At 59.2% G+C, this 20,879-nt stretch carries 18 protein-coding genes; 15 read left to right on the top strand and 3 right to left on the bottom strand.

Translation table 11 applies throughout. The features are described 5' to 3' along the window. Positions 1-201: 201 nt before the first annotated feature. From DWB63_RS11525 to DWB63_RS11475, 11 genes are all read left to right on the top strand, one after another. On the top strand, positions 202-2,727 hold the full coding sequence (locus DWB63_RS11525; RefSeq protein WP_128328982.1) for a sigma-54 dependent transcriptional regulator: 2,526 nt from the start codon (positions 202-204) through the stop codon (positions 2,725-2,727). Positions 2,728-3,397: 670 nt separating this feature from the next. Then, positions 3,398-4,180, top strand: a complete 783-nt coding sequence (locus tag DWB63_RS11520; RefSeq protein WP_128328981.1) for a hypothetical protein — start codon at positions 3,398-3,400, stop codon at positions 4,178-4,180. A gap of 238 nt (positions 4,181-4,418) precedes the next feature. After that, positions 4,419-5,411 (top strand): BMP family ABC transporter substrate-binding protein, encoded by a 993-nt coding sequence (locus DWB63_RS11515; RefSeq protein WP_128328980.1) that lies wholly within the window; start codon positions 4,419-4,421, stop codon positions 5,409-5,411. Positions 5,412-5,633: 222 nt separating this feature from the next. Then, entirely contained in the window at positions 5,634-6,626 is a 993-nt protein-coding gene (locus tag DWB63_RS11510) for a BMP family ABC transporter substrate-binding protein (protein WP_128328979.1), read from the top strand. 1 nt (position 6,627) lies between these two features. Next, a complete protein-coding gene (locus tag DWB63_RS11505; RefSeq protein WP_128328978.1) occupies positions 6,628-8,226 on the top strand; it encodes an ABC transporter ATP-binding protein in 1,599 nt (532 codons plus the stop codon). After that, positions 8,227-9,330, top strand: coding sequence for an ABC transporter permease (locus tag DWB63_RS11500; RefSeq protein WP_128328977.1), 1,104 nt, complete (start codon positions 8,227-8,229; stop codon positions 9,328-9,330). Continuing rightward, complete coding sequence (locus DWB63_RS11495; RefSeq protein WP_206613156.1) at positions 9,327-10,301, top strand: ABC transporter permease; 975 nt, start codon at positions 9,327-9,329, stop codon at positions 10,299-10,301. Before DWB63_RS11500 ends, DWB63_RS11495 begins: the two co-directional genes overlap by 4 nt. Before the next feature lie 9 nt (positions 10,302-10,310). Beyond that, a complete protein-coding gene (locus DWB63_RS11490; RefSeq protein WP_128328976.1) occupies positions 10,311-10,712 on the top strand; it encodes a cytidine deaminase in 402 nt (133 codons plus the stop codon). Next, positions 10,709-11,527, top strand: coding sequence for a deoxyribose-phosphate aldolase (deoC, locus tag DWB63_RS11485; protein WP_128328975.1), 819 nt, complete (start codon positions 10,709-10,711; stop codon positions 11,525-11,527). The genes DWB63_RS11490 and deoC overlap by 4 nt, the downstream gene beginning before the upstream one ends. An 86-nt stretch (positions 11,528-11,613) precedes the next feature. Then, positions 11,614-12,948, top strand: coding sequence for a thymidine phosphorylase (deoA, locus tag DWB63_RS11480; protein WP_128328974.1), 1,335 nt, complete (start codon positions 11,614-11,616; stop codon positions 12,946-12,948). Beyond that, positions 12,948-14,168 (top strand): phosphopentomutase, encoded by a 1,221-nt coding sequence (locus DWB63_RS11475; RefSeq protein WP_128328973.1) that lies wholly within the window; start codon positions 12,948-12,950, stop codon positions 14,166-14,168. Before deoA ends, DWB63_RS11475 begins: the two co-directional genes overlap by 1 nt. A 1-nt stretch (position 14,169) precedes the next feature. Here DWB63_RS11475 and DWB63_RS11470 read toward each other — a convergent pair whose 3' ends face one another. Next, complete coding sequence (locus DWB63_RS11470; RefSeq protein WP_128328972.1) at positions 14,170-14,799, bottom strand: CatA-like O-acetyltransferase; 630 nt, start codon at positions 14,797-14,799, stop codon at positions 14,170-14,172. A gap of 476 nt (positions 14,800-15,275) precedes the next feature. Here DWB63_RS11470 and DWB63_RS11465 point away from each other — a divergent pair, with 476 nt between their 5' ends. Next, complete coding sequence (locus DWB63_RS11465; protein WP_128328971.1) at positions 15,276-17,093, top strand: hypothetical protein; 1,818 nt, start codon at positions 15,276-15,278, stop codon at positions 17,091-17,093. A gap of 116 nt (positions 17,094-17,209) precedes the next feature. On the opposite strand, the gene DWB63_RS11460 is transcribed toward DWB63_RS11465, so the two are convergent. Both DWB63_RS11460 and DWB63_RS11455 read right to left on the bottom strand, forming a co-directional pair. After that, the gene (locus DWB63_RS11460) at positions 17,210-18,241 is read right to left on the bottom strand and encodes a stomatin-like protein (RefSeq protein ID WP_128328970.1); all 1,032 of its coding nucleotides are present in this window, start codon (positions 18,239-18,241) and stop codon (positions 17,210-17,212) included. A gap of 1 nt (position 18,242) precedes the next feature. Continuing rightward, entirely contained in the window at positions 18,243-18,701 is a 459-nt protein-coding gene (locus DWB63_RS11455) for an NfeD family protein (RefSeq protein WP_128328969.1), read from the bottom strand. Positions 18,702-18,883: 182 nt separating this feature from the next. On the opposite strand from DWB63_RS11455, the gene DWB63_RS11450 reads away from it, so the two are divergent. The 3 genes from DWB63_RS11450 (at position 18,884) to DWB63_RS11440 (ending at position 20,866) form a co-directional block, all read left to right on the top strand. After that, entirely contained in the window at positions 18,884-19,336 is a 453-nt protein-coding gene (locus tag DWB63_RS11450; protein ID WP_128328968.1) for a hypothetical protein, read from the top strand. 89 nt (positions 19,337-19,425) lie between these two features. Further along, entirely contained in the window at positions 19,426-19,731 is a 306-nt protein-coding gene (locus tag DWB63_RS11445) for a metalloregulator ArsR/SmtB family transcription factor (RefSeq protein WP_128328967.1), read from the top strand. A gap of 43 nt (positions 19,732-19,774) precedes the next feature. After that, positions 19,775-20,866 (top strand): permease, encoded by a 1,092-nt coding sequence (locus tag DWB63_RS11440; protein WP_128328966.1) that lies wholly within the window; start codon positions 19,775-19,777, stop codon positions 20,864-20,866. Positions 20,867-20,879: the final 13 nt, after the last annotated feature.

The raw sequence follows: 20,879 nt of genomic DNA, 5'->3' as shown, positions 1-20,879 counted from the left end.
CAAGATATAAATTTTTTTAATGATACATTTCAACTGGTAATTAATTTAGCAATACCACCAGCGTGGCGAGATGCTCTCAAGGCAGATTTAGCAATCATCATGCCAGAAAGCGTTTGACAAAGACTTGAAGTGGGCATACCCGCAAGACATGGGAGAAGCTCGGCATGCTGTCTCCCAAAGCCTTACCAAAAGGAAGAACCGATGTCAGAACCCAAGACTCCGAACATGCAGACTCCCTCCCCAAGGCGCAAACAAGCTCCCGGTCTCATTCGCAAACTCGGGTTACGCGGAAAGCTCCTTCTCGCCCTGCTCCCGTCCATCGTGCTCATTCTCCTGATAACCGGCTATGCCTCATATACGGTATCTGAAGAATTCATCGATATCGCGCTCAAACGCACCGTGAAGATGCACACCATGGCCGTTGCCCATGAGATGGAACAATATCTGGAAGAATGCCGCTCGGACCTTCTGTTCTTTGCACAAGGGGAAATGGATGCGGAAGCGCTGTCCACAATGTTTGAAAGACGTCTGGCCTCCGGCGGAAAGCCCTATTTCGAGCTGTGCTTCCTCCCGGCATCGGGAGGCCGCCCCGTGGTTTTGGTCCGGCAGGGCAAAACCGTCCACGAAATCCAGGAACCTGAACTTGAAAAGGTGCAGCCGACCCCCTTTGGAGAGCTGAACAGGGTCGGGACTCTTACGCCGGGACAGGTTGTACTTTCGGACATACTCGAAGTGACCTACCCCATACCCACCGAAAGAACCTCCAACAGGTTCAAAACCTCGAACGTCATCCGATTCTACACCAGTACTCCGGGAGACGGCTCGACTCCTCCCGGCATCCTGTTTCTGTCGGTCGATGCCACACGATTTCGCAATATCCTGTCCTGGCACAACTCCAAACAGTCACCTCTGTGGGCCTTTCCTCGAAGTGATGAGCTGCGATTCAGCTATTTCCTGAACAACGATGGGTGGATACTCTTTCAATCAGAGGACTATGCGGACACCGACAAAAAGCTGACCACATACCACGCTCGTGACGGATTCAGCGGAGCCCTTGGCAAACCCGGCCACAGTGCTGCCTTCCGGCCCAATGACAAGCAGGCGCTGTACTGGAATGCGGTGGCAGAGTTGCAAAAGGGCAAAACCGGCCTCCAGAAGGTGCCGGAGACTCATGCCGGGAATTCCGCGGTCAGTTCTTTCTATTTCAGCTATGCCCCGGTAACCTTTCGCAAAGATGCCCACAGCGCTCCCTCGGTCTATGGAGGGGTGGTCTTTGTGGACAGAAGCCAACTCCCCATTGTGGCCGGATACAAAAACCTGGACATGATGCTCCTGGTGACAGCCGGGACCATCATCCTGATTTCGATCCTCATATACTGGTTCGGACGAATTCTGACCAAGCCGATCAGCATCCTTGCCGCCAAGGTGAACTCTCAGAGTCGTATGGAAGAGATGGAAGAAATTCACCTTCCCTACAGCGGATTCGACATCACCACCCTGCAGGACTCCATCAATAACATCATCCGGCGGGTCAAAAAACAGATGGTGGAGATTCAGGCCAAGGACGAGGCCATCCTCAATGTCAACAGACGGGAATGCGCACCCCTTGACCGCGAACGGGAAACCCTGCTCGAAGCGGAACTGAACCGCATCCCGGAAATCATCGGCACCGGACCGGCCATTTCCAATATGAAGGTAAACATTCTCAAGGCCGCCCAAGTGGAGGTGGACGTGCTCATCACCGGAGAAACCGGCACGGGCAAGCAGTTGGTGGCCGAAGCCATCCACAACCACAGTGCCCGTTCGGAAATGCCCTTTGTCTCCATAAACTGCGGAGCGCTTGACGAGAACCTTCTGCTCGACGCCCTGTTCGGACACGTCAAAGGCGCATTTTCCGAGGCGAAAGAAGACAGGAACGGCGCATTCATTGAGGCCAACGGGGGAACCCTGTTCCTTGATGAGATTCAGTCTGCATCGCCCAAGGTCCAGCAATCGCTGCTCCGGGCTCTGGCCTCGCGAAAGGTAAAACCCCTGGGAAGCGACCGGGAGCTGGTCGTGGATGTGCGCATCGTGGCTGCGACCAACGAAGACATCCCTTCACTTATCGAGGACAAATCCTTCCGCGAGGATCTGTACTATCGGCTCAAGGTGGTCTCCATCGCCACACCCGCCCTGCGCGAACACCGGGAAAACATCGCGTTGCTCAGCGTCTATTATCTGAAACAGGCGGAAGCCCTGGCCGGGCGCGAGAACCTCAACCTGAGCAAGGGCGCCCTGGCCAAACTGACGAGCTATGACTGGCCCGGCAATGTTCGCGAATTGGTAAACTGCATCACCCGAGCCGCCGTCATGGCGGAAAACGACATCATCCAGCAGGAGGAAATCCGACTGGAAAACGAGCTCTATGCATGGCCGGCACACCTGGCCCAGCCACAGTCGTCCACGGACAACACCAAGTCGGCAGAGATAACCGCTGAAGAGCCGGAACGACCGGTACCGACCCGGCCGCAGGAACCGGAATCCGCGTTGAATGTACGCCAGAAGGAAGCATGGACCGTCATTCGCAAACAGGGGACCGTTACCCGCAAGGACTATCAGGATCTGGTCGGAGGGAACCTGCCTACGCGTACCGCCATTTATGATCTGCAGGATTTTGTCAAACGGGGACTGCTGGTCAAGCAGGGAAAAGGGCCATCCACCCGCTACGAAGTAACTGCCAAAGACTGACGCTCCCCGAACCGTGCTTTTCCCAAGCCCCCGCGAAGCACCCTTTGCAGGGGCTTGCCTTCTTTTCCTGATGGGAGAGCCGCTGACGCCCAGATGCGCCACCGCATTGACATCATGGGCGCCATGGCCGAGGGGGGTGCCGTCGGCCCAGACAGGCGTCTCGTCGATGTATTCCCGCACGATCCGGGGATGGGTATTGCGTACGTCCGCCATGGATTCTCCTCGGTGAAGGGCCTGTCGGGAAAAAAAATCTGACCTTAGCCTTTCAATCAAAGCCTCTGAGGCATCAAGGGATTGCCCGGAGAACCAAAAGCCCGACAGCGCGCGACCCCCTTTCGCTGGTCTACAAAAGCCACTTGTGATCCGGGGAGGCAAACCTGTTCCATGCCGCGTCCCCATGACCAGACCACTCCGATCCGCCAACCTGCTCCCGGCTCTCGCGCACCTGGTTGGCGGCCAAAAACATCACGTAAGGGACGGCAGGACCAAGGGTTCTGAGACCGGCCCCGGCGGTTTCAAGGACGGCGTAACCTGCTTTTTTTATACAGACAGAGACGCCCTAAAAATTCTTAATTGAATCTAAAGGGTTTTTTAGGTTACTAGAAGAACACGGCACGGGGCCGTGCGAGGGTGGAAGCACCAACCGGGAGATATCGTTAGGAGGAACGCGATGCGTAAATTTCTTTTTTCCGTTTGTCTTATATTGGCCATGCCGATGAGCGCAATGGCGGCGTCCGACATCATCGCCACCTATACCTATTCCGACGGGACCATGGTCACCATGTGCACCAGGGACAACCAGCATGTGCGCATGGACACTTCGCCCACGACCTACACCCTGCTGTCCAACGGCAAGGTCTACTCCGTGACCTGTGAAGACGGCCAGTGCAATGCCATGGACATGGGTGCCATGGCCGGTATGGCCAGCGGGCTTTCGTCCATGTTCGGCGGAGGCGACGACCCGGCCAATTACGAAGTCCGTTACGAAAAAACCGGCAAAACGGAAACCGTGGCCGGATACAAGGGCACGATATACGAAGCCGTGGTCCTCGAAGACGGGAAAGTGGTCAGCCGGGACGAGATGGTGCTGTCCACACACTCCAACATAAAGAAGCTCACCGACGGATGGATCGCCATGGCCGAAGTCCTGACCCATTCCATGGGCCAATCCTTCCAGGATTCCCTGGATGAGGCCAAGAAGATGGGCTACGGCGGCATGCTCCGCTACGGCGACCAGATGCGCCTGACCAAATTGGCCGTCAAGAATCTTAACTCCGCATACTACCAACTGCCCAAAGGCACGCAGCAGATGCAGGCCCAGCAGCCGACCCAGCAACAGGACAGCATGGGCCTGGACAACGACGCCAAGGAAATAGGCTACGACGCCAAGGAAGCGACCAAGGACGAGATCAAGGGCGGCATCCGCGATGCCATCGGCGACCTGTTCAACTGACCCCGCCCGGCACAATTCATGGCCCTGCAAAAACCCTTTGCAGGGCCTTTCTTCTAGCTGCCGGAACGCAGCAGAATTAGTTGGCGTTCCTGTCCATTTCCATTATCATGATTCCCAATGCGCTGTGTTGTCCCTCAACGATTGAAGGACGGTGCATGACCGGGCGCGAACCGGCCCGGCTTCTTTTGAAAAAGCCCGCATGAAACCGGGAACTTTTCACAACAACCGTGGAGGATGCATGACCCGCAAGTTCACCATACCCGCTCTCATTGCCTTGGTTCTGGTGTTGTTCACCGGCAATGCCCTGGCCGTCAATCCCGCCGTCATCTATGACATGGGCGGCAAATTCGACAAATCCTTCAACCAGGCAGCCCATATGGGGGCAGAAAAATTCTCCAATGAATTCGGCATAAAGTACCGTGATTTCGAGCCTACCAATGAATCCCAGTACGAACAGGCCCTGCGTCGCTTCGCAGCCCGAGGCAACGACCTGATCGTGGTGGTGGGTTTTTCCTTTGCCTCGGCGCTGGAAAAAATCGCCCCGGAATTTCCCGACACCAAGTTCGTCATCGTGGACATGGTCGTCGAACTGCCCAATGTCCAGTCCATCATCTTCAAGGAACATGAAGGTTCCTTCCTGGTGGGCATGTTGGCGGCCATGAAATCGCAGACCGGCAAGGTCGGATTCGTGGGCGGCATGGACGTACCCCTGATCCGCAAGTTCGCCCTGGGCTACAAGGAAGGCGCACAATATACGAACAAGGACATTGAGGTTTTTCAGAACATGACCGGCACCACCCCGGCTGCCTGGGGTGACCCGATCAAGGCCGGTGAGCTGGCCCGCTCCCAGTTCGACCGGGGCGCAGACGTCATCTTCACCGCAGCAGGCGGTTCCGGCATGGGCGTGCTCCAGGCCGCTGCCGACCTGAAGAAGTTCTCCATCGGTGTCGACTCCAACCAGAACTACATCCATCCCGGTTCTGTCCTGACCTCCATGGTCAAGCGCGTGGACCTGGCCGTGTACGAGGCCATGCGAGATGCCAAGGACGACTCGTGGAAACCCGGCCTCAAACTGCTGGGGCTTGCCGAAGGCGGCGTGGACTATGCGCTGGACAAATACAACGAGGCCCTGATCACCGACGAGATGAAGGCCAAGGTTGAGGCCGCCAAGGCCGACATCATCTCCGGCAAGATCAAGGTTACCAACTACTTCGACATCATGGACCAGTAACGCGGTCCCTTTGGGCATTCATCTGACGGCGGGGGCACCGGCTCCCGCCGCCGAACGCACCAATTGGTTGGCGTTCCTGTACATATTAATTATCATGCAGCCCGCTGCACCGCACACCCTTCCCGGATGGAAGGACTGCGGTAAACCGGGCGCGAACCGGTCAAACTTCTCTTGCCACAACCGCGTGGGAGCAGGGAGTGTTCACAGATACGTGGAGGATGCATGTCCCGCAAGCTCACCATACTGACTTTCATTGCCTTGGTTCTGGCGTTGTCCGCAGGCAATGCCCTGGCCATCAGCCCCGCCGTCCTCTACGACCAGGTAGGCAAATTCGACAAGTCCTTCAACCAGGCCGCATATTTCGGTGCCGAAAAATTCTCCAGGGAATTCGGCGTCACCTACCAGGACTTCACACCGACCAACGAGTCCCAGTACGAACAGGCCATGCGCCGTTTCGCCTCCCGCGGCAACGATCTGATCGTGGTGGTGGGCTTCTCCTATGCTTCGGTGCTGGAAAAAATCGCCCCGGAATTTCCCGACACCAAGTTCGTCATCGTGGACATGGTCGTGGACCAGCCCAATGTCCAGTCCATCATCTTCAAGGAACACGAAGGCTCCTTTCTGGTGGGCATGTTGGCAGCCATGAAGTCACAGACCGGCAAAGTGGGTTTCGTGGGCGGCATGGACATCCCCCTGATCCGCAAGTTCGCCCTGGGTTACAAGGAAGGCGCGCAGTATGTGAACAAGGACATCGCGATCTTCCAGAACATGACCGGCACCACCCCGGCTGCCTGGGGCGACCCGATCAAGGCCGGTGAACTGGCCCGCTCCCAGTTCGACCGGGGCGCGGACGTCGTCTATCAGGCAGCAGGCAGCTCCGGCCTGGGCGTGCTCCAGGCAGCGGCCGACCTGAACAAGTTCTCCATCGGCACCGATGCCAACCAGAACTACCTGCACCCCGGCTCTGTCCTGACCTCCATGGTCAAACGCGTTGACCTGGCCGTGTATGAAGCCATGCGCGACTTCAGGAACGGCACCTGGAAGCCCGGCCCCAGACTGCTGGGTCTGGCCGAAGGCGGCGTGGACTACTCGCTGGACAAATACAACGAAGCTCTCATCACCGAAGAAATGAAGGCCAGGGTGGAGGCCGCCAAGGCCGACATCATCTCAGGCAAGCTCAAGGTTACCAACTACTACGACATCATGGACAAATGACATGACCCCTTCGGGCAGCCATCCTTCAACGACAAAAGCGTCGACTCCCGCAGTTGAGCTCATCAAGCTGAACAAGTTTTTCGGTCTGGTCCACGCCAACCGCGACGTGTCCATGTCCGTGGCTCCGGGGACGGTGCACGGCATCGTGGGGGAAAACGGTGCAGGCAAGTCCACACTGATGGCCATGCTCTATGGTTTCTATCAGGCCACCTCCGGGCGCATCAAAATCCATGGCCAAGAGGTCAGGATCACCAGCCCCTCCCATGCCATCAGTTTCGGCATCGGCATGGTCCATCAGCACTTTATGCTGGTAGAGCCGTTCACGGTGCTGGAAAACGTCATCCTGGGGGCGGAAGAGGGCGGCCTGATCAAGACCTCCCTCAACCACGCCCGAAAGGAACTGGCCCGGCTTGGCCGGGAATACGGCCTGGAAGTTGACCCTGACGCCATTGTCGGAGATCTGCCCGTGGGTTTGCAACAGCGGGTGGAGATTCTCAAGGCCCTGTACCGGGGGGCAGAAACCCTGATCCTGGACGAGCCCACCGGCGTGCTCACGCCCCAGGAAGCGGACCAACTCTTTCGCATGCTCGACACCCTGCGCTCCCAGGGCAAAACCGTCATCCTCATCACACACAAACTGCGCGAAATCATGAAAACCACCGACACCGTCTCCATCATGCGGCGCGGCACCATGGTGGCCCACCGCAAGACCTCGGAGACGAGCAAGGAAGAGCTGGCGGAACTCATGGTCGGGCGCAAGGTCCTGCTCCAGGTGGAGAAGACCGAGGCCACACCGGGTGAGCCGATCCTGGAATTGGATAACGTCGGCTATGCGGACGAAGCGGGCGTGAACCGGCTCAAGGATATTTCCTTCACCCTGCGCAAGGGCGAAATTCTCGGCGTGGCCGGGGTCTCGGGCAACGGTCAGTCCGAACTGCTGGAGGTTCTGTCCGGGGTCTCCAAGGTGGCCCGTGGCTCCATCAGATTCAAGGGCCGCACCATTGCCGGTCCGGGTATCCACACCAATCCTCTGGGTATGCACGAGCTTGGCGTGGGCCACGTGGCCGAAGACCGCCATCACACCGGCATGGTCATGGATTTCACCGCAGCCGAGAACATGATCCTCGGCTACCACAACGGCCCGGATATCAACGGCCCCATACTCATGGACCTGAAAAAGGTCGATACGCTTTGCAGGCAATACATGGATAAATTCGATGTGCGCCCGCCCGACCCGGACCTTCCGGCCGCGGACTTTTCCGGCGGCAACCAGCAGAAGATCGTCCTGGCCCGAGAGTTCGAACGCGACCCGGAACTGCTCCTGGTGGGCCAGCCGACGCGCGGGGTGGATATCGGGGCCATCGAGTTCATCCACAAGAGCCTCATCTCACTGCGCGATCATGGCAAGGGCGTACTTCTTGTGTCGGTGGAATTGGACGAGATCCTGTCCCTGGCCGACCGTATCCTGGTCATGTTCGATGGCCGGATCGTGGGCGAAGTGGCCGCAGACGAAGCCGATGTACGCACCCTGGGACTGATGATGGCGGGCTGCGACCCGGCCCGGCAGCCCCGGACCGAATCCCGCGAGGAGGTGTCCTAGATGGCACAAGCCAAACTCCCCGGCTGGGTCAACGCGGGCCTCATTCCGGCACTCAACCTCCTTGTCGCCTTCCTGGTGTCCGGTTTGGTCATCCTGGCCATGGGCGAAAATCCGGTAGAGGCCTTCGGCTACCTGATATACGGAGCCTTCGGCTATGCCGAGGCCATCGGCTACACCCTGTTCTACGCCACCAACTTCATTTTCACCGGTCTGGCCGTGGCCGTGGCCTTCCACTGCTATCTGTTCAACATCGGCGGCGAAGGACAGGCATACATGGGCGGCCTGGGCATCGGCCTGGTCTGTCTGTACCTGGGCGACCTCCCGTTCTGGGCCATTCTGCCCCTGGCCGTTCTCGGCGGCGCACTGTTCGGTGCGGCCTGGGCGGCTGTCCCGGCCTATCTCCAGGCCAAACGGGGTTCCCACATCGTCATCACCACCATCATGTTCAACTTCATAGCCTCGTCGGTCATGACCTTCCTGCTGGTGGAATGGATGAAACGGCCCGGCTCCCAACTGCCTGAGACTACCCATTTTCCGGACCAGACCTGGATGCCGAAAATTTATGAACTTGCAAAACACCTCGGCGTGGACATGGCCCATTCCCCCCTGAACCTCGCCCTGGTCATCGCCCTGCTTTGCTGCGTCGCGGTATGGATATTCGTCTGGCACACCCGCTGGGGGTACGAGATGCGCGCCGTGGGCAGGAACCCGGCCGCTGCCGTATACGGCGGAATATCTCCGGCAAAGGCGATCATGATCAGCATGCTCATCTCCGGCGCACTGGCCGGAATGATGGGTTTGAACGAACTCATGGGCGTACAGCACCGGCTGATCATCAATTTCACCAACGGCTACGGATTCACGGGCATCGCCATAGCGCTCATGGGCCGCAACCATCCGGTGGGCATCGTCCTGGCCTCGCTGCTCATGGGCGCGCTGTTCCAGGGCGGAGCCGAACTGGCCTTTGAAATGCCCAACATCACCCGCGACATGATCTGGACCATCCAGGGATTCGTCATCCTGTTCACCGGCGCACTGGAGCACATGTTTCGGCCCCGGCTGGAAAGGATCTTCATCAAAAAGGACACGGAGGCAGCGGCATGAACGACATCCTGATGCATCTGGTCCTGGTGGCCGACGCCACCATCCGCATGTCCACCCCGCTCATCCTGGCCGCCATGGCCGGGCTCTGTTCGGAACGGGCCGCAGTCATCGATATCGGGCTGGAAGGCAAGATGCTCGGCGGCGCATTCGTTGCCGCAGCCGTAGCCTACACCACCGGCTCGGTCTGGCTCGGGCTGATCTGCGCCGTCATTGCCAGCATGCTGCTCTCACTCCTGCACGGCTTTGCCTGCATCACCCATCGCGGCAACCAGGTGGTCTCGGGCATGGCCATCAACATCGTGGTGGCCGGGCTGGCCCCGACATTGGGTCACGCCCTGTTCCACATCAACGGCGACACCCCGGCGCTCCCGGCCACAGCCCGATTCATGTCCGTCACCCTGCCCGGTGCCGAACTGCTCCGTGGCGTGCCAATCATCGGTCCCTTTTACTCCGAGCTGATCAGCGGACACAACCTGCTTACCTATCTGGCCTTTGCCCTTATTCCTTTCATCTCCTGGATGCTCTACAAGACCCGATTCGGGCTGCGCCTGCGGGCGGTAGGAGAAAATCCCGAGGCTGTGGACACAGCAGGCATCTCCGTGGAATGGCTGCGCTACCGGGCCGTGCTCATAGCGGGCGCGCTCTGCGGCATTGCCGGAGCCAGCCTGTCCACGGCGATGGGTGCAAGCTTCATCCGCGACATGACCGCCGGCAAGGGTTACCTCGCCCTGGCCGCCATGATTTTCGGCAAATGGAAACCGGGGCTGACCGTAACCGCCTGCCTGCTCTTCGCCTTTACCGATGCCATCCAGGCCCGGCTTCAGGGCGTGGAGCTGCCGCTGGTGGGCGAAATTCCGGTCCAGTTCATCATCATGCTGCCCTACGCCATGACCGTGATCCTGCTGGCCGGTTTCGTGGGCAAGGTGGTGGCCCCCAAGGCGGACGGCATCCCCTATATCAAGGAACGCTAGGTGACTCCCATGAAGAAACTCATCCGACTGGCCGTAGAAGCCCGCAACATGGCCCACGCGCCTTACTCCAACCATCCTGTGGGCGTGGCCCTGGTTACGGATACAGGCGAGATATTCACGGGCTGCAACGTGGAGAACGCAGCCTACCCGCTGGGCAGTTGCGCCGAACAATCCGCCATCAGCGCCATGGTGCGCGGCGGCGGGCGCGTCATCTCCGCACTGGTGGTGGTCGGCCCATCAAACGAGGCCTGCACCCCGTGCGGCGGTTGCCGCCAGCGCATCCGCGAATTCGCCACACCGGACACCGTCATCCATTCCTGCAACGAACAGGGAGTCCTGCTGACCATGACCATGGATGAACTGCTGCCCGAATCCTTCGGACCGGAAAACCTCAACAACCGAAAGATATGAAAGACAAACTGCACACACTAACGACCGAGGCCGCAAAGGTCCGGGCAAACGAAACCTATGCCCTGCGCACCCTGACCTCCATGGACCTGACCTCCCTTGGCGAGGACGACACCGATGCCATGATCATCGACCTGTGCGGACGCGCAGTCACGCCCAAAGGGCATGTGGCAGCCGTGTGCGTGTACGACAAATTCATCCCCTTGGCCCTGAAGGAACTGACCGGAACCGGGGTCCGCGTGGCCACGGTCTGCAATTTCCCCCACGGCACGCCGGATGCGGTTGCGGCCGTGGCCGAGGCCCGTGCCCAGGTGGCTGCCGGTGTTCATGAGGTGGATGTGGTTTTGCCCTACAAGCGCTACAAGGCAGGCCACCAGGACACGGCCATCGCCTTGTTGCAACAGGTCCGAGAGGTCTGCGGCGAAAGGGTCAAGCTCAAGGTCATCCTGGAGACCAGCCAGCTCCAATCCCTGAAGATCATCGAAGAGGCCAGCCGGGACGCCCTCATGGCGGGCGCGGATTTCATCAAGACCTCCACCGGCAAGGTGCCGGGAGGAGCCACCCTGGACGTGGCCGCGGTCATGCTCTCGGTCATCCGGGAAATGCAGCCCAAGGTGAGCCGCCCCCTGGGCTTCAAACCGTCGGGCGGCCTCAAGACCGTTTCCGATGCCGCAGGCTACCTGTATCTGGCCGACCTGATCATGGGCGAAGGCTGGGCCACGCCCGAGACCCTGCGCTTCGGTGCCAGCAGCCTGCTCAACGACGTCTTGCAGGAACTCGGCCTGGCCCCGGGCACAACAGACAACAGCAACTATTAAGACGCTCACTATAACGACACCCCCACCCGCGCAACGGCACTATCAAGTTTCGGAAAAGGAGGGATGGGGGGTCCGGGGGCACTCACATGACGTTCATACCGCAGGAAATCATTCGCAAAAAGCGAGACGGTTTGGCCCTGACCAGGGCCGAGATCGAGGCCATGGTCAGGGGCATCACGGACGAAACGGCCTCCGAAGGCCAAGTGGCGGCCTTTGCCATGGCCGTGTTCTTTCAGGGCATGACCATGGAAGAACGCATCGACCTGACCAGGGCCATGAAAAACTCGGGCACGGTCATCGACTGGCCGTCCCTCGGCTTTGCATCCGGGGTGGTGGACAAGCACTCCACCGGCGGGGTGGGCGACAAGGTCAGCCTGATCCTCGGTCCCCTGGCTGCGGCGTGCGGAGCATATAATCCCATGATCTCCGGGCGCGGCCTTGGGCATACGGGCGGCACGCTGGACAAATTCGACTCCATCCCCGGCTACAACACTGCACCGGACCTCGACACCTTTGCCAAGGTGGTCCGGGAAGCGGGCTGCGCCATCATCGGCCAGACCTCGGACCTGGCCCCTGCGGACAGGAGGCTCTATGCCATCCGCGACGTCACGGCCACGGTGGAATCGCTTGATTTGATCACCGCATCCATCCTGTCCAAGAAACTGGCAGCCGGGTTGCAGGGGCTGGTCATGGACGTGAAATTCGGATCAGGCGCGTTCATGACAAAATATGAGGACGCTGAAGAACTGGCCCGATCCATTGCCACGGTTGCCACAGGTGCAGGCGTGCCCACGGTGGCCCTGCTCACGGACATGAACGAGGTGCTTGGTAACAGCGTGGGCAATGCGCTGGAAGTGCAGGAGGCCGTGGATTTCCTCACGGGCAGAAGCCGGGAACCGCGCCTCAAGCAGGTCACCCTGGCCCTCACCGGCGAGATGCTCCTGCTGGCGGGCGTTGTCCGCAACATGGGCGAGGCCATGACCCGCATGAATGCGGCCCTGGACAGCGGCGCAGCGGCGGACCGCTTCGGCACAATGGTCGCGGCCCTGGGCGGGCCGAAGGATTTCGTGGAAAAGGCGGACACATATCTCGACAAGGCCCCTGCCAAACTGGCGGTATATCCCGAATCTGCGGGCTTTGTGACCGCCATGGACAACCGCGCCGTGGGCATGACCCTGGTGGCCATGGGGGGCGGCCGTTCCCGTGCGGACCAACCCATCGACTACGGGGTGGGCATGACGGATTTCGCCCACATCGGCGATCGGGTTGGGCCGGATGTCCCCTTGTGCTGGATATTTGCGCGGGACAAGGAACAGGCGTCCATGGCTGCCGGACGCATCCGCCAGGCCTTTGAGGTCGGACCGGACAGGCCTGCCGACAGGCCCGTGGTCAGAGAGCGAATCACCGGGGAAATGCCGTAATGGGCCGCGCCTTCATCCTTGTGCTGGACAGCCTCGGCATAGGCTGGGCACCGGACGCCGACCGGTTCGGCGATGCCGGAGCCGACACCCTGGGCCATATTGCCGAGGCGTGCACCAACGGCAAAGGTAACAGGGAAGGGGTACGCTCTGGGCCGCTTCACCTGCCGTGCATGAGCTCGCTGGGCATGGGCATGGCCGCCCAATTGGTCACCGGGGTGGTTCCGCCCGGTCTTCAATCGCCGGTCCTGCGCGGCCGGTTCGCGGCAGCACGCGAGATCAGCCGGGGCAAGGACACGCCCAGCGGCCACTGGGAGCTGGCAGGCGTGCCCGTGCATTTCGACTGGGGCTATTTCCCGCCGGATTTCCCGAGCTTTCCCGCACCGTTGATCGACGCACTCATCAAGCAGGGAAACCTGCCCGGCATCCTGGGCAACTGCCATGCCTCGGGCACTGAGATCATTGCCCGGCTCGGACAGGAGCACATGGAGTCGGGCAAGCCCATCTGCTATACTTCGGCGGACTCGGTCTTCCAGATCGCAGCCCACGAGAAAAGTTTCGGCCTAAACCGGCTCCTTGAATTGTGCGTCCTCACCAGGAAACTGCTGGAAGAGTATAATATCGGTCGGGTCATCGCCCGCCCCTTTGTCGGCGAACCCGGTGCCTTCACACGCACTCCCAACCGGCGGGATTACTCTCTGCCGCCGCCGGCCCCGACCCTGCTGGACAAGCTCCAAGAAGCCGGACGCGAGGTAGTCTCCGTGGGCAAGATTGCGGACATCTTCGCCCATCAGGGACTGACAAAGAAAGTCAAGGCGCCGGATTCGGACGGGTTGTTCGATCTGGTGGAGGAAGAGGTGGCAAACGCACCGGACGGCTCCCTGACCTTTGCCAACTTCGTGGAGTTCGACTCGGAATGGGGGCACCGCCGGGACGTGGCCGGATACGCGGCAGCCCTTGAGAGCATGGATAAGCGGATTTCCGGCCTGATCCCGCAGCTCAGGCCCGGCGATCTGGCCGTGATCACCGCCGACCACGGATGCGACCCCACATGGAAAGGGACAGACCACACCCGCGAATGCGTGCCGGTACTCCTGTTCGGACCGGAAGTCCTGCCCGGCACGGCAGGAGTGCGCGAGACCTTTGCCGACGTGGGCCAGACCGTGGCCGCGCACCTGGGCATCGATCCGCTTGATGACGGCAAGGCCATCCCGTTACGCTAAATCACGCCCCGAAATCGTCCAGCGTTTCCTGCATGAACTCGTAAAAGCGGCCCATGTGCAAGCCGTCGGCCAGGGCGTGGTGGACCTGCACGTTCACGGGCATACGCCAACGGCCGCCATGCTCCGTGAACTTGCCCCAGGCCACACGGGGAAAGCTGTCGTCCGGCCCTTGCACCGGGTGGTGCATGGAGGTGAAGGATACCCACGGCAGGCAGGTGGTGAAAATGAGGTCGTCGCGAGAACCGGAATCGTCCTTGAGCTCGGTCTGTTGCTTCCCGGCCTCAATGGCGCTGGAACAGGCCGCGTTGAACCCCTCCCACTCCGGCACATGGTCGAAATAGCAGAATGCAAACCGGTCACCGTCGATGGGCACCGTGGGCGCAGGGTGAACCATGTCGTACTGAACCACATCACGCCCTCGAAAGCGCTGCCTGAATTCCGGTATCCGGTTGCAAGCAGCCATGACCGCATACAGGCAGGCATTGAACACCGACACACCGCGCGGCTTGGCCGACAGGATCAGATCGGTCACATCCACTTCGGCGGTCAGGGAAAAATGCGGAGACGACAGGTTCCGAAAATAATCGTGAAGGCTCTTTCTCGGCCATGCAGTCATATCGATTTTCTTCATGACCCTTATTTTACTGGAACAATTGCCGGCTGTCAAAACAACCGGACAGCGACCATTATTTCAAAATCATCGACAAAATAACCCAACCGCCAAAATGCACTCGAAGAGAAGTGGGCCGAACCCGCCCCTCTTTTGAACGCAAATAATAATCATTTTTTTATTTTATTTTTTTCCTTTTGAATTTCAGCATCTTTTCTTTCAATTGACAGACTTCGAAACACTGACAAGTCGATGACGCGGCCAACAATTTTACACAGCAAGTTGTTTAAAAGTTTTGTAAACACTTATTATAAACCCTTAAACACCTGTGGTTGTGATTGTTGGTATGGCTTGGTCAAAAACAGCCATTCTATGAATTTGCACAGCTTAACGCTCACGGATTCCTGAATAATTCAATATTGACAATATATGAAGTTTAACCTAATTATTATGTAGGAAAACAAAATTATTTTTTCTTAAGAATAAAGGAGTGCATCATGTCTGAACAAGTACGCATAGACCTGCCCGGCTCTGGCTCGGAGCAGACCTACCAAATGATGGCTGATGCCCCGGTCCGATTCAACTTTGATATCACGGAAGCCGTACTCACCAGTTCCGGCAATGATCTGATCATTACCGTTGAGGGTGGCGGCTCGGTTGTTCTTCAGGATTATCTGACACTGGCCCAGGAAGGCTCTCTGCCGGTTTTCGAGCTCATGAACGGCGAGCAAGTTCCCGGCGATATCTATCTGTTCGCTTTTGGCGAAGTACAACAGACCTCAGATGCGGTCGAGACCGCTGCCGACGGCGCTGCCGGCGGCTCCGGCGCCGGCACATACTCCGACGACGCCGGCTCTCTGGGAGACGCGCTGGATGCGCTCGGCGGTCAGGACGACGCCTATGGCAGCACCACTTTGGCTACTGCCCCCGAAGACAGCGCCCCCCTCCTGGCTGAAAACGGCGCAGTGGTCTATCCCGAGAATGAAGCCGTACAGATCGTGCTCAACCCGAGCTACGAAGCCTCCAGCTATGGCGGAAGCAACTGGACCTATCTCAACGATGTGGATCACTGGAAGAATACCGGTGGCCCGCAGCAGCGTGCGGAAAGCTCCGGCTCGCAGCCCCACAGCCCCATGGAAACCTGGGGCCCCCGCATGCCGCAGACGCCTGAGGACGGTGTCCGCCACATGGAACTCGACTCCGTGCGAAACTCCGTTGATCAGCTTTCCCAGACCATCGCCACCCAGGAAGGCGAAGAGGTGACCATAACCTTCAATTTCGCCCCGCGCGTCGGCGGCGCCGTTGACAGGCTCGGCATGGATACCAACGACTTCGAGGTCACCCTGGGCGAACAGGTCGTGGCCACCGTCACCTGGGACGCCGAGTACGAAGACGGCGCATGGCTCGTGACGCTAGGCGAAGGCGTGACCACTGCCGACGGCAGCTCAGAGAACTTTCACTTCGTCAACTACGGCTATGAATACGGCCCGGACGAGTCCAGGAGCACAGACTGGACCGAGCTGTCCTTCAACGTGACCGCTGACCAGGATCACGCCAGCCTGACCTTCTCGGAATTCGCCGAGCATGACGACAGCTATGGAACCCTGATCGATTCCGTGACCGCTGTCCGCAATTTCCACACCTACACCGTGGGCGAAAACGGACATGAAGGAACCGAATACATCCAGGGCACCGACGGCGACGACGCCATCTTCGGCGCTTCCCGGGATGTGGTGGACGGCACCGAGCGCGATTTCGCCATGGCCGACGTCATCGACGGCCAGGGCGGCGACGATGCCTTGTACGGCGGCCAGAACCTGATCAACATCATCTCCGGCGGCGAAGGAGACGACTTCATCGTGGCCGGTCGACCCCTCGGAATCGGCGAAGGAGACGACAACGGCATCGGTTTCAACCTGATCATGCCCGGCAGCGGCAACGACTACGTCCGCATGGGCGAAGGAAGCGACGGCATCATCATCAATCAGGATGCCATGGTGAACGGCGAGACCATTCTGGTCGAGAACTTCACTGTGGGACGCCACCATGGCGGCGATGAATCTCAGGCCATATTGGGCGGCATCCTGGACGGTTCCGACCACATCTTCCTGGCCGACGGCCTGAGCGTCACAAATCAAACCTACGACGGAGACCTGCATCTGTTCGTCTCCGACGGCAGCAACACCATTGAAGTGACCCTGCTCGGCGTGAGTCCGTCCAGCATGGATTCGTTCGTCCATGACGGCCCTGAGTCCGATGCCCTGAACGACCTCGTGCAGAACATCATCGACTCCGGCACCAACTCTGTCGCCTAATACTCAACGAACATCCGAAACCGAACCCGGTCCCTTTTGGGGCCGGGTTTTTTTACACGAAAAACGGCCCCGACTGCATGAGCCGGGGCCGTATATCATTTTCGAATCAACAACCGCTATTCCACGACGAACCCGCCCACCGACTTGGGAGGGACATCCGTCCCGGCCTTTGCGGTTCCCTTTCCGGCTCCGCCCTTGCCGAAACCGCAGCTCTTCCTGGCTGAGGTCGAACTGACAATCTCCGTGACCGAAGCGACCATGCTGGCCATGTTGCCCAGATCCGCCGGGATGATCATGGTGTTGTTGGTCTTGGCCAGATTGCCGAATTCCTCGATATACTGCTGGGCCACCTTGAGGTTCATGGCTTCGGCACCGCCCGGCAGGTTGATGACCTCGGCCACCTTCTGCAAACCCTGCGCCGTGGCCTCGGCCACCAGCAGGATTTCCTGGGCCCGGCCCTGGGCCTCGTTGATGCGCTTTTGCTTCTCGCCCTCGGAGATCTGCACGGCCTCCTGCTTGAGCCCCTCGGAACGGTTGATACGGGACTGACGATCACCCTCGGACAGGGCGATGTCGCCGCGCTTTTCACGCTCGGCCTTCATCTGCCGCTCCATGGCCTCCATGACCGTGGCCGGAGGAGTGATATCCTTGATCTCGTAGCGCATGACCTTGACGCCCCACTCCTGGGCGGCCTCATCCACGGCCTGAATCACGGAATAGTTGATGGTCTCACGCTCTTCAAAGGTCTTGTCCAGGTCGATCTTGCCGATGGCGGACCGCAGCGATGTCTGGGCCAACTGGGATGCTGCAATATAATAGTTTTCGATACCGTAGCAGGACATCTTGGCGTCGATGACCCGGATGTAGAGCACGCCGTCGATGGTCACGGAAACGTTGTCCCGGGTGATGCAGCTCTGCGCCGGAATGTCCATGACCTCTTCCTTGAGGCTGCGTTTGTAGGCTATCTGGTCGATGAACGGGATGAGAATGTGCAGGCCCGCCCCGATGGTCTTGGAATACTTGCCGAGCCGCTCCACCACGAAATGGCTTTTCTGCGGCACGACCACGGCGGTCTTGACCAGCAGGACCACCAGTATCACGACGAATACCAGGGCCGTTATCAGGGATGTCAGGGTTGCTGGATCCATATCAATTCTCCTTTTCCACCACGAAGGCGTTTACATCTTTTTCGTCACGCTTGACGATGCGTACCACAGCCCCGGCGGGTACGGTCTCGCTGCAATGGGCACCCCAGAAGGAGCCCTGGAACTTGATACGGCCCGGCTGCGGGGGTTCAATGGCTTCCACGACCTCGGCCTGTCCGCCGATGGCTCCATCAACCTCCTCGTCTCCGGCCGTGGAACCGGAAAAAGTCGATGCCATAACCCTGCGAAACAAAAGAAGCAGGGCCAGGGAAGACACCCCGAACACCACGAGTTGCACCTGGATCGTGGACCCGAAAAAGGCCGTGACGCCGGCAATGAGCGCGCCCACTCCGAAAAAGATCACGATGAAGGCCGGCACCATCAATTCGGCAACGAGAAAGGCCACGCCAACGCCCAACCATATGAGCCAGAGCACATTTTCCACTGAGTTGAATATTTCCATGAATCCTCCTGAGGGAATATAGTAAATACCCTTCAAGGCCTTTGTTGTCGACTGCAATCGGGTGGAAATGAGAATAATCGAAACCTCGCTCCGGAAACGGGCTCCCTCCTTGCGCAACCGCTACCTCTGGTATAGTGTGCCTTTCGTGTTTAGATATTAAAATGTAAGAGTTGTTGAAATATATGAAGATTCGCATTTTCCTCCTGGCCATGACGCTCCTGCTGGCTGCGTGGCCCGCACAGGCTGAAGAAACAGACTACCTGGCCCTCATGGCCCAAAAATCCGAAATCAAGGCCATTGCCAAGGTCTCCAAGGTGCAGCGCATGAGTCCCAACGCGGACGGCACCATCAAGAGCGTCACCTTCAAAAAGATTTATGAAGTCACACCCTATACGCCCATGGCTTTCACCGGAAGTTGCAAGACCCTTGAGAGCAGTTGGCAAAAAAAAGCCGCAGGCATGGTCTATTTCAACCCGAAACCCGGCCAGCTTGTCTTTGTGACCATCACCACCAACGAGGGGGCCATCACCAGCTTCACGCCCATCACCCCCGAATTGGAACATGTGATCCGCACGGAACCCCACCGGCTGACCTACAGCCACGGCAAAGCCAAGATCACCCCCAAGGATTGGTAGCCCCTTTTTTTTGTAAAGAGACAGGCCCTGCCCCTTGACATCGTCCAACGTTTGGCTATATTGCCAAACATAAGGAGCGCAGACAACCGATGCAGGCAGATATCGTATTGAAAGACAGATTCGAAGAGCGGGCCAAGGTCATCAAGGCCATGGCGCACCCGTCCCGGCTGCTGATTATCGACGAGCTCTCCCGCGGCGAGAGGTGCGTATGCGACCTGCGCGACCTGGTCGGGGCGGATATGTCCACGGTCTCCAAACACCTCACCGTTCTCAAGAAGGCGGGCATCGTGACGGACGAACGGCAGGGAAAGCAGATATATTACCGGCTCAAGGTCCCCTGCGTGCTCAACTTCTTTCACTGCATCGAATCCGTGCTCGAGTCCAACAAGCGCTAAAAAATTTAACCCATCACTTGGCAAATCGGCCAAACGAGGTCCCATGTTCACACAACCAAACAACATTTCCTGCAATTGCCAGTCTGAACAAACCGAAAAGAACGGCGGGGCCGGGAATTCCGGCCTGCTCCGCACCCTGCTCATGGGAGGGGCGGCCCTGGCCGTCTGGTTCGTTGTCTACGAGCAATTGCTGCCGTTCTCGAACTGGTTTGCCTATTCCCTGCTCGGCATGGGGCCGGAGAGCCATCTCGGCTCGGCCGTCCAGTTCTTTGTCTATGACACGCCCAAGGTGCTCATGCTCCTGGTACTGGTCGTGTACGGCGTGGGCATCCTGCGCTCCTTCGTGACCGTGAACTGGACGCGCAGCTTCCTGGCCGGAAAACGGGAATCCGCGGGCAACGTTCTGGCCGCCCTGCTCGGCGTGGTCACCCCCTTCTGTTCCTGCTCGGCCGTGCCGCTGTTCATCGGGTTCATGACCGCAGGCATCCCGCTGGGCGTGACCTTCTCCTTCCTGATCGCCGCGCCCATGGTCAACGAGATCGCGCTGGTCCTGCTGTACGGCCTGCTCGGCTGGAAGATTGCGGCCCTGTATTTCGTCACCGGCATCAGCATCGCCGTGGTGGCGGGCTGGGTCATGGGTCGCCTCGGCCTGGAAGAGCATGTGGAGGACTGGGTCAGGGAAATACGCGCCGGTGAGGCCGCCAGTGAAGAAAGCATGACCTGGGCCAAACGGCTCGACTACGCCCTTGATTCCGTCAAGGATATCGTGGGGCGGGTCTGGAAATTCGTGGTGCTCGGCATTGCGGTGGGCGCGGCTATCCACGGCTACGTCCCCGAAGGCCAGTTGGCCGGGATCATGGGCAGCGAGGCGTGGTGGTCCGTGCCCTTGAGCGTCATCCTGGGCATCCCCATGTACACCAATGCCGCAGGTGTCATCCCGGTGGTGGAGGCCCTGCTCGGCAAGGGAGCGGCGCTCGGCACGGTCCTCGCCTTCATGATGTCCGTCATCGCCCTGTCCTTCCCGGAGATGGTCATCCTGCGCAAGGTCCTCAAGCCCCGGCTCATCGCGGTCTTCATCGCGGTGGTGGGCTGCGGCATCCTCATTGTCGGCTACCTTTTCAACGCCGTCATCTAATCAACCTATCAGG

It is taken from the genome of Pseudodesulfovibrio sp. S3, from assembly GCF_004025585.1.
Taxonomy (GTDB): Bacteria; Desulfobacterota; Desulfovibrionia; order Desulfovibrionales; family Desulfovibrionaceae; genus Pseudodesulfovibrio.
This window is presented reverse-complemented; position numbering and strand designations above follow the sequence as displayed.

Coding starts and splice junctions, on each gene's coding strand:
- DWB63_RS11525 (WP_128328982.1), top strand. CDS start 202: ATGTCAGAACCCAAGACTCCGAACATGCAGACTCCCTCCCCAAGGCGC.
- DWB63_RS11520 (WP_128328981.1), top strand. CDS start 3,398: ATGCGTAAATTTCTTTTTTCCGTTTGTCTTATATTGGCCATGCCGATG.
- DWB63_RS11515 (WP_128328980.1), top strand. CDS start 4,419: ATGACCCGCAAGTTCACCATACCCGCTCTCATTGCCTTGGTTCTGGTG.
- DWB63_RS11510 (WP_128328979.1), top strand. CDS start 5,634: ATGTCCCGCAAGCTCACCATACTGACTTTCATTGCCTTGGTTCTGGCG.
- DWB63_RS11505 (WP_128328978.1), top strand. CDS start 6,628: ATGACCCCTTCGGGCAGCCATCCTTCAACGACAAAAGCGTCGACTCCC.
- DWB63_RS11500 (WP_128328977.1), top strand. CDS start 8,227: ATGGCACAAGCCAAACTCCCCGGCTGGGTCAACGCGGGCCTCATTCCG.
- DWB63_RS11495 (WP_206613156.1), top strand. CDS start 9,327: ATGAACGACATCCTGATGCATCTGGTCCTGGTGGCCGACGCCACCATC.
- DWB63_RS11490 (WP_128328976.1), top strand. CDS start 10,311: ATGAAGAAACTCATCCGACTGGCCGTAGAAGCCCGCAACATGGCCCAC.
- deoC (WP_128328975.1), top strand. CDS start 10,709: ATGAAAGACAAACTGCACACACTAACGACCGAGGCCGCAAAGGTCCGG.
- deoA (WP_128328974.1), top strand. CDS start 11,614: ATGACGTTCATACCGCAGGAAATCATTCGCAAAAAGCGAGACGGTTTG.
- DWB63_RS11475 (WP_128328973.1), top strand. CDS start 12,948: ATGGGCCGCGCCTTCATCCTTGTGCTGGACAGCCTCGGCATAGGCTGG.
- DWB63_RS11470 (WP_128328972.1), bottom strand. CDS start 14,799: ATGAAGAAAATCGATATGACTGCATGGCCGAGAAAGAGCCTTCACGAT.
- DWB63_RS11465 (WP_128328971.1), top strand. CDS start 15,276: ATGTCTGAACAAGTACGCATAGACCTGCCCGGCTCTGGCTCGGAGCAG.
- DWB63_RS11460 (WP_128328970.1), bottom strand. CDS start 18,241: ATGGATCCAGCAACCCTGACATCCCTGATAACGGCCCTGGTATTCGTC.
- DWB63_RS11455 (WP_128328969.1), bottom strand. CDS start 18,701: ATGGAAATATTCAACTCAGTGGAAAATGTGCTCTGGCTCATATGGTTG.
- DWB63_RS11450 (WP_128328968.1), top strand. CDS start 18,884: ATGAAGATTCGCATTTTCCTCCTGGCCATGACGCTCCTGCTGGCTGCG.
- DWB63_RS11445 (WP_128328967.1), top strand. CDS start 19,426: ATGCAGGCAGATATCGTATTGAAAGACAGATTCGAAGAGCGGGCCAAG.
- DWB63_RS11440 (WP_128328966.1), top strand. CDS start 19,775: ATGTTCACACAACCAAACAACATTTCCTGCAATTGCCAGTCTGAACAA.